The sequence below is a fragment of the Bradyrhizobium sp. genome, assembly GCF_016462955.1.
Taxonomy (GTDB): Bacteria; Pseudomonadota; Alphaproteobacteria; order Rhizobiales; family Xanthobacteraceae; genus Bradyrhizobium.
Genome location: NZ_JAEMSD010000163.1, coordinates 8,934 through 11,053, shown reverse-complemented (window position 1 = coordinate 11,053; position 2,120 = coordinate 8,934). Strand labels below are relative to the sequence as shown.

General features: G+C 65.3%; 1 protein-coding gene. It reads right to left on the bottom strand.

Annotated elements, in window-relative coordinates; translation table 11 throughout:
* On the bottom strand, window positions 1-2,120 hold a 2,120-nt coding region (gene ppc, locus JHD07_RS17940; RefSeq protein WP_291624493.1), incomplete at both ends, for a phosphoenolpyruvate carboxylase.

Below are 2,120 nucleotides of genomic sequence, written 5' to 3'. Positions count from 1 at the left end.
CACCGAGCGCTCCAGCAGCGGGTTGCCTTGGAGCAACCGGTCCTGGCCCATGATGTCGAGCAGCGTCTCGATGCAGGAATGCCATTCGTGCCGGATGCGGCCGAAGATCTTTTCGCGCAAGGCTTCATCCGGCACCAGCTCGGCATAGCGCGAGGCGATCGCGATCGAGCTTTTCGCCAGCACCATGTCCATGTTCGACAGCAGCATGCGGAAGAACGGCCATTCCCTGTAGAGTTCCTTCAGGAACGGCATGCCCTTGTCAGGATGCCCGGCGATCCATTGCTCGACCGCGCTGCCGAAGCCGTACCAGCCCGGCAGCATCAGCCGGCACTGCGCCCAGGAGAACACCCAGGGGATCGCGCGAAGGTCCTCGATGGCGCGCGTCTTCTTGCGCGAGGCCGGACGGCTGCCGATGTTCAGCGTCGCGATCTCGTTGATGACGGTCGATGACCAGAAATAATCGACGAAGCCTTCGGTCTCGTAGACGAGGCCGCGATAAGCCCTAAAGGCGAGGCTCGACAACTCGTCCATCGCCGTCAGATATTCGCGGCGCGGCGCGCTCTGGCGCGGATGCAGGAGGCTCGCCTCCAGCGTCGCGGCGGCGAGGATCTCCAGATTGCTGCGGCCGACCTCGGCATTGGAATATTTCGACGAAATGATTTCGCCCTGTTCGGTGATACGGATCTGTCCGTTCACGGCGCCGCCAGGCTGGGCGATGATGGCGTCATAGCTCGGCCCGCCGCCACGGCCCACAGAGCCGCCGCGACCGTGAAACAGGCGCAGGCGCACGTGATGGCGCTCGAACACTTCGACGAGGCCGATCTCGGCCTTGTAGAGCTCCCAGCCCGAAGTGACGAAGCCGCCGTCCTTGTTCGAGTCGGAATAGCCGAGCATGACCTCCTGCACGCTGCCGCGGCTGTCGACCAGGCGCCGGTAATCGTGCAGCGACAGCATGCGGTCCATGATGCCGGATGAGGCCTGCAAATCCTCGATGGTCTCGAACAGTGGCACGATGTTGATAGCGCTGCGCCCGGAGGGATGAACGAGGCCGACCTCTTTCAAGAGCACCGCGACCTCGAGCATGTCCGACATGCCCTTGCACATCGAGATGATGCATTGGGGGATGGCATCCGAGCCGAACTTCGCATGCGCTTCCGCCGCCGCATGGAACACGTTGAGCTCGCCCATGGTCTCGTCGCTGTACTTGACGAAGGGCGACACCAGCGCGCGCGTCGAGCGCAGCTCGTTGGTGAGCAGCGAGATGCGGGCGTCCTCGCCGAGCGCCAGGTAGGACATGCCGGGATTGGCGGCGTCCATCAGCTCGGCGATGGTGCGCTCGTGCACGGCCGAGTTCTGGCGGATGTCGAGCCGCGCCAGATGGAAGCCGAAGCAGTCGACCGCGCGGCGCAGCAGCCGCAGCCGGCCGCGGGCGATGACGCGGGCGTTGTTTGAGATCAGCGAGCGGTGCAGCACGTCGAGATCGGCTTGCAACTCCCTGACGCTCTCATAGGGCTTGCCCTTGCCGACCGGACGGCGCGTGATCTCGACCTCGAGCTTTTCGGCCGTCGCCGTCAAGCGCGCATAGATGCCGGAGACCGCCAGGCGATAAGGCTCGCCGCTCCGGTGCGGCGAGGTGTCGGGCGAGCGCTCCGCGAGCGTGCGCAGCTCCTCGGAGACATCGGCGAGATGCGCCGCGATCGACAGCTCCGCGCCGAGCACGTGCAGCTCGTTCAGATAGAACTGCATCACCCGGCTCGACTGCAGCCGCAGCGTGCCGCGCATGACATCGGCGGTGACGAAGGGATTGCCGTCGCGGTCGCCGCCGATCCAGCTGCCCATGCGCAGGAACGAGGCGAGCTCGCCAGCGGCATGCTCGCCGCCGTCGCCCAGCCGGTCTTCCAGCGTGTTGATCAGCCGCGGGACCTCACGAAGGAACGTGTAGTCGTAGAACGACAGGCCGTTGGCGACTTCATCCAGCACGGTCAGCTTTGTCCGGCGCAGGAGATTGGTCTGCCACAACGTCAGCACCTCGCGGCGAAGCTGCTCGTCGCTGGCATCAAGCTCCTCCGTGGTCAGCGCCACGCGCTCGCGGCGGTCGAGCAGCTGCGCGATTTCCATCT